General features: G+C 35.5%; 5 protein-coding genes. 1 reads left to right on the top strand and 4 read right to left on the bottom strand.

What is annotated here, in order from left to right; genetic code table 11:
- Positions 1-118 precede the first annotated feature (118 nt).
- The 3 genes from mutS to ACIPNH_RS00605 form a co-directional block, all read right to left on the bottom strand.
- Positions 119-2,614: a DNA mismatch repair protein MutS gene (gene mutS / locus ACIPNH_RS00615; protein WP_400770917.1), complete on the bottom strand. Its 2,496-nt coding sequence runs from the start codon at positions 2,612-2,614 to the stop codon at positions 119-121.
- 283 nt (positions 2,615-2,897) lie between these two features.
- Positions 2,898-3,704, bottom strand: a complete 807-nt coding sequence (locus ACIPNH_RS00610) for an ankyrin repeat domain-containing protein (RefSeq protein WP_400770914.1) — start codon at positions 3,702-3,704, stop codon at positions 2,898-2,900.
- A 185-nt stretch (positions 3,705-3,889) separates the two neighbouring features.
- The gene (locus tag ACIPNH_RS00605; RefSeq protein WP_264723689.1) at positions 3,890-4,048 is read right to left on the bottom strand and encodes a hypothetical protein; all 159 of its coding nucleotides are present in this window, start codon (positions 4,046-4,048) and stop codon (positions 3,890-3,892) included.
- Between the two features lie 421 nt (positions 4,049-4,469).
- On the opposite strand from ACIPNH_RS00605, the gene ACIPNH_RS00600 reads away from it, so the two are divergent.
- Positions 4,470-5,177, top strand: a complete 708-nt coding sequence (locus ACIPNH_RS00600; protein ID WP_038199715.1) for a TerC family protein — start codon at positions 4,470-4,472, stop codon at positions 5,175-5,177.
- Positions 5,178-5,209: 32 nt separating this feature from the next.
- Here ACIPNH_RS00600 and guaA read toward each other — a convergent pair whose 3' ends face one another.
- Positions 5,210-6,772, bottom strand: coding sequence for a glutamine-hydrolyzing GMP synthase (guaA, locus tag ACIPNH_RS00595; protein ID WP_264723688.1), 1,563 nt, complete (start codon positions 6,770-6,772; stop codon positions 5,210-5,212).
- Between the last annotated feature and the right edge of the window lie 553 nt (positions 6,773-7,325).

The raw sequence follows: 7,325 nt of genomic DNA, 5'->3' as shown, positions 1-7,325 counted from the left end.
GCAAATACAATAGCTTCACTATCATGATAAGGGCGCTGGCGAAGGGTGTCAAGTAAGTTTTTCGTTTCTATAGCTACTACCACGATTGTATAGGTAATTCTTCACTTATAATAATGATTCAAGCCTTCAGCTCCTCAAACACTTCACTTGCTCTATTTAAAACAGAATCAGGAAAACCAGCAAGTTTTGCTACATGTATTCCATATGACTCATCTGCAATGCCTTCAATTACTTCATGTAGAAAGATAACCTCTCCGTTCCACTCTCTTATTTTTACACAAAAACATTTCACGTTCTTCAAGTATTTGCTTACTTTAGTTAATTCATGATAATGAGTTGCAAAAATGGCGCGGCACTTATTTACATTGTGAATATGTTCAATCACCGCCTGTGCAATAGATAATCCATCATACACCCCTGTGCCCCTACCAATTTCATCAAGTATCACCAAGGAACGGTCCGTTGCCTGATTTATTATCGTTGCTGTTTCGATCATCTCTACCATGAAGGTAGAATAACCAGCTGTTATATTATCCGTTGCGCCAACCCTGCTGAATATCTTGTCAATCACTCCAATATGTACACTCTCTGCTGGCACAAATGACCCCATGTGAGCTAAAATTGCAATGAGAGCGTTTTGCCTCAAGAAAGTGCTTTTTCCAGTCATATTAGGACCAGTAATTAGATGTATACCAGCTAAATTGATGCTATTTGCAATGAATTTATCGTTAACTTCAACCACTGGATGTCTTCCGCTACAGATATTGAACTCTTTGCTGTCATCAATAATGGGTTTTACGTAATTATTTTGCACTGCAAGCTCTGCAAACGCGGTTCTAATGTCAAGTTTTGCCAAAGCATTTGCAGCAAGAGCAATTTTTTCAGACTCTTTAGCAACTTCACTACACAGTTCACTAAAAATTTTCATTTCTAAGCCGATTGCAGCATCACGTGCCGTAAGAATTTTATTTTCTAGTTCTTTCAATTCATTAGTAGTGTAGCGCATGCTATTTGCTAAGCTTTGCCTATGAATAAATATATCCGAAGTTATTTTGTGATTTGCTGATACTTCAACGTAATAACCGAGTATATTGTTGTGCAATATTTTGAGTGCGGCAATGCCAGTTAGGTCGCGATAAGATTCACGGAGTTTGGTTATTAGTTTATTACTATTATTTAATATGTAGGATAACTCAGATAATTCTGAGTTGTATTTTGGGTAGATAAACCCTCCCTCTTTCACGGAACTGAGATTATTATCAAGTATAGCACTATTTAGCAGTTCAAATAGGTCTTTATGATTACCAAGGCTTTTATGTATTGTGCTTAGTTCACTCTCGTCTGATTTTACTGTTATTCCAGCGCGTGACGCTGGCTGGATCTCAGTTTGGATGACATATTGTTGTGGGAGAGATCCATTTTCACCTGATTCAATTTTACATAAGAACTCAGACAATTCTAAAGTCTTTCCTAGGCCTATTTTCAATAGGTTCATATCCTTTGGTGAACCACGCCCTAGTATTAAGCGCGATAAAGACCTTTCAATATCCGGAATGTTAGATAATATCTCTCGTATTTTTCTGCGTGAATCATGATTATTTACAAAAAATTGAGCGGTGCTGAGCCTCAAATTGATTGCCTTGGAGCAAGCAAGGGGTGAAGCGAGCATTTGTTTGAGCAGGCGTCCACCAGAAGCTGTAACTGTATGATCAATAACTGAAATTAGTGAACCTTTCTTTTCACCAAATTGAGTTGAAAACAACTCAAGATTTCTCCTTGCTGAAGCATCAATAAGCATGAAATTTTGTTGCTTATAGGTTTTTGGGAATTCAAGCCTTGGAATGGAGCCCCTTTGCGTTACTCTGACATATTCAAGCAGTGCACCACACGCCATGATTTCTACTTTGCTGAAATTTCCTATACTCCCAAGTTCCCTGATTTTATAAAACTCGCATAACGTTCTGTGAGATTTACTATACTCAAAAAAGCTCAGTGCGTGTTGCGTAATTGATATTTTATAATTTTTTAAAACCGATCTAATTTTTTCATCCTCAGTGAATTTTTCAGAAATTAATAATTCTCTTGGTGATATACGCAATAAATCACTATCTAGAGCTTTCAAACTCGTTAAAGTGTGAAAAAATTTTCCCGTCGATAATTCAAGCCAACTAATAGCATATTCGTCATTTTGTTCAACTATGGACGCGAGATAATTATTGCTTTTATCCTCCAGTAGCGAATCTTCTATAATTGTACCTGGAGTTACAACTCGCACTACATCACGTTTTACTATGGATTTATAGCCTCTCTTTTTTGCTTCATCAGCAGTTTCTAATTGGTCACAGATTGCTACTTTGAATCCTAAATCTATTAGCTTGTGTAGGTAAGATTCACTACTGTGTGCTGGCACTCCACACATTGGTATTTCTTGCCCATTTGAATTGCCCCTCTTGGTTAGCACTATATTCAGCAATTTCGCAGCTTTAATAGCATCATCAAAAAACAACTCATAAAAATCTCCTAGCCTATAAAATAGCAGATGATCTTTGTATTGAGCTTTCAGGTTCAAATATTGTTCCATCACAGGGGTGTTTTTTTCTCTTACGAAGCTCATAATATTTTTTAATATATTGTATTGATAATAAATTCAACGTTATTATAGATTATATTGCACATACATAAAATTTAAATAGGTGTATAGAAGGACGTTGAGCAAAATTTAAAACAATTAAATTTCCTGGATCCAAGTAGTCAGGATACTTGGATGACATAAAGAGTAGGAGTATTTGATGACAAAAAAGCAAAAAACGCAGTTGTCATTCCAGCGCGTGACGCTGGAATCCAGAATATCCTAATTACAAGGTTTATTATTTAGTTTGAAAATACTATAGCTTTTTCTATGTAAGTTGTGGCTCTTCTTTATCATTTGCGGCAGTTGCACCATCAACAGATATTTCAGAGCTAACAGTGCTAATAGTTTTTTCTATCGCTTTAGTCTGTTCATAGTCTTGACTCAAAAAATACATGGCCAGTCCAATAGCTATACTAGCAACAAGAGAAGATGCTATCATTACACCTAGTATCATACCACCAGAAAGACTTACTGCAACACACACACCAGCTCCAAGTACAACACCAAGAAAACCACCAATTATTACGCCAGGCACCAAACTGCCTACCATAGCGCTTTCTTTTTTCGTATTAGCTTGTTTTTTCATACTTTTAATAAGCACTTCTTTTGTTTTTCCTTGAGCTAAATATGAAGGAATTTTATTATCCGCGTTTTGTATCAAAGGATTTGCACTATATGTAACAAGAAGGGTGGTTATTTCTTCAGTTTTATTACCTATAACTGCATGATGTAGTAATGTATTTCCCTCTTCATCTTTAAAGTTTATATGAGTACGAAATTCTTCATCTAGATTTCTTATTGGGTTGTTTTTTGCATATATCCTAGATTGTATTGCTCCATCTAAGTATTGTATTACTTGTTCTAGTGATTGCTTGCCAGGATTTTGTATAAAATGAAGCAGAATTTCGTGTACTATCGCTTCCTTTGTAGTTTGTGGGCATTGTAAAGCGTAATTAAATGTCTGTGTAGTAATAACTTCTTCTTTTCTTTTTTTAAGAACAACCCTTAAATCTTCAATCGCCTTTTCACCATCTTTTATTCCAAGAATTATTGAATCCAAATTATTTATCATGCTATCCTCCTTGGTTTGATTGCATTGCTCATTAATAAATAATATAATAAATCCTGCTAAAAGTCAAGCAATTAATTAATAAGTTAATACAATCCTCCAAAAGGAGCTCCTTACTTTTTGTTCAGCATGTCCATTGGATCAGACTCTTTAAGCTTGCTGTTTGCTGAATTTATTCATCACAATAGCTACAATGTGCTATCGAAGTTCTCTGTAATCTTAGTTGGTTCTTCTAGAATATTCAAAATATCAGTTGCACAATAAACCCGATCTCTCTTTCCTTGAGAAGTTTGTGAAACGATGCCTAAATCTTCAAGCTTTACGATTGCTCTTTGGGCTGTTGTCAATACGACACCTAAGTTTTCAACCACTTTCCTTATAGTAAAGTAAGGGTTTAAAGACTATTAACTAAATCATTGTCCCATTCAAATTTTGGTGGCAAGGGGCTTGGTATAAATGCCTGATAAACAGCGAATACTTTGCCTGATGGTGATCCTTTAATATACATTCATTCAACCTAGCACACTATTTTTATAGTATATATTATTTTCAAATAAAGTCAAAAATGAAAATAAGGCTTTATCTTATTTGCGTGCATGAAAATAAGAAACTCTCTTATTATTGATTTTGCTCAAAAACGAAAATAGAAGAAGCTGCTGAACTTTATATATCCTGTTTTTCTGGAGAACTGCTATAAAACTTCTGAGTGAAGTCACTTAATTTTTACACATCTATTGTAGAGTAAGAAGAACCGAATTTGAAACAAAAATGCTAACTGATGCTTGGACTTTACTGACACTTACACTACTTGAAACTATACTTAGTGTAGACAATTTAATCTTTATTTCTCTAGCAATAGATAAGGTACCAAATGCGCTGAGAGAAAGAGTGCGCCTTATGGGCCTTGGATTAGCACTATTAATGCGTTTTGTAATACTATTTTTTACATCATCTATATTGTCAATGCAAAAACCTATATTTCACACTGCATCAGCAAGGGATTTACTTATGATCGCAGGGGGATTATTCCTTATTGTTAAGAGCTCTATGGAGTTACGGGATGACATCTTTGTATGTAAGAAAAATAAAAAGAAAGCAAACGTTAAATCAAAATTTTTTTTAGTTGTGCTACAAATTATATTAATAGATTTAGTTTTTTCGGTTGATTCGATATTAACTGCTATAGCACTAACTTATAACATGGTAATAATTGCTACAGCATTTACATTTTCCATGCTAGCAATGCTGTTTTTATCAAGTTATACCGCCCAGTTAATCAAATCTAACCCAGGGTTAAAAATAATCGCCATTTTATTTATTTTACTTGTCGGTGTGTACCTCATACTTCATGGATTTCATATAGAATTACCAAAAGGATATTTGTATTCTTCATTTATGTTTGCACTGCTTGTGGAAATTATAAGCAAAATAAAGAAAATTAACCGTCATACCGCGATTCATTCGCGGTATCTCTAGATCCAGCTAACAAGCAGCGGGATCTTTTTGATTTACTCCCACTCAATAGTTGCGGGTGGTTTAGAAGTGATATCATAAACAACTCTATTTACTCCGGGAACATTATTAACAATTATACTGCCGACATTGCGTAAAAAATCCCAAAATACTAGCAAGTGTTGATCCTTATCTTCAAATGGAAATGCATCGGCTGTCATACCATCAGATGATGTTACAGCCCTTAAAGCACAAACATATCCATACGTACGACCATCTCCCATAACGCCTACAGTTTTTATTGGTAATAATACAGCAAAAGCTTGCCATATCTTATCGTATAGATCGTAATTTTTCATCGTATTAATATATATTTCATCTACTTCTTGCAATATTCGCACCTTTTCTTCATCGACTTCACTTATAATCCTCACTGCAAGTCCAGGTCCAGGAAATGGATGTTGAAATATTATCTCATCTGAAAGCCCAATTTCTTTTCCAAGTAGCCTTACCTCATCTTTAAAGAGGTAACGTAAAGGCTCCACTAACTTCAGATTCATCTTTTCTGGCAACCCACCAACATTATGGTGAGACTTAATTGTACTAGTGTTGTCTGAGGCATGCCCTGACTCAACTACATCAGAGTAGATGGTACCTTGCATCAAAAAATCCACATCACCTATTTTTTTTGCTTCTTCTTCAAACACTTCAATAAAAGTGTTACCGATAATTTTTCGCTTTTCTTCTGGATCAGTTATTCCCTTCAACCTACTCAAAAATAAATTTGATTTATCAACGTAGTTTATCGGAATCTCTTTCAACATAGCAATAGTCTGGTTCTTGCGTAACAACCCAGTATCAATGAAAATACAGTTCAATTGTTTTCCTATAGCTTTATGTGTGAGAGCCGCTGCAACACTTGAATCAACCCCACCACTCACTGCAGCGATTACTTTTTTCTCTCCTACTACATTTTTGATTTTTTCCTTTTGCTCCTCAATAAACGACTTCATTGTCCAGTCCCTTTCGCAATTTGCAATATCCAAGAAGTTAGAGAGCAATTTACTGCCATTTGTTGTGGGCTTAACCTCAGGATGGAACTGAGTACAGTAAATCTTCCGCTGTTCGTTGACAATCATTGCAATTGTTTGATTTATCACACCTGATGCAATAACAGTAAATCCATGTGGTATAGTATCAACACTGTCCGCATGGTTCATTAATACATCCACTTCAGAATTAACGTCCCAGGTATCCTTTACAATGGGGGATTCTTTTAGTATCTTGATTTTAGTTCTACCAAACTCCTGTTTGAAACTCTCTTTTACTTTTGCTCCAAAATAATGACAAATGAGTTGCTGTCCATAGCATATTCCAAGTATAGGAACGTTTGTTGCCTCATTAAGTTTTATAATTTCATGTACTACTCTACTTGTTTCAGAACAATCATCATTTACAGATTGTGGTCCTCCAGAGAGAATAAACCCATTGAATTTTGATATTGTTTCAAAACTGATGTTGCTTGGAAATATCTCACAATAAACGCCCATTCCTCTTACTTGTCTTGCGATAAGCTGTGTAAACTGTGAACCAAAATCAATAATGGCAATTGCTGACAATTTGCTCCTCCATATTATTTAAAATGATATCTGATAATAAAGAAAATAATGGAGTAAGTAAACCAAGACCTGTTTAAAAGCTTTAACGCGTGGTACAAGTTAGCTATATAGCTAATTTTCCTACACCATACCGCTGCGGCGCTAACTAGTAGCGGAATGACAGCAATCTACGTCATACCGCCGCAGTATCTCAGCCGCTAACAAGTAGCGGGATTATCTTCATGCTGCCACGAACCGTCATACCGCGATTCATTCGCGGTATCTCAGCCGCTAACAAGAGATCCCGCTAACAAGCAGCGAGATGACGATTGTCGTTTAGCCATAAATGTTTAAGAAATTTACCAAATGAAAAAAAAGGCAAAAGAAGCCCCGTAGTTGGCTAATTACTTACATTATACTTTCAAGTATGGCGTTTTTTTATTCTAAACGCTTAATAACCGCGACTCAGCTGCTTTTAAATGCAACTAACCTTAGCTATAAATGTTTAAGAAATTTACTAAACAGAAAAAAAGGCAAAAGAAACCCTAGGGTAGCTAGTTATTCACTATCCATT

The organism is Wolbachia endosymbiont of Drosophila barbarae (genome assembly GCF_044752445.1).
Classification (GTDB): domain Bacteria; phylum Pseudomonadota; class Alphaproteobacteria; order Rickettsiales; family Anaplasmataceae; genus Wolbachia; species Wolbachia pipientis.
The sequence above is the reverse complement of the archived record's forward strand: the minus strand, read 5'-3'. Positions and strand labels throughout refer to the sequence as shown.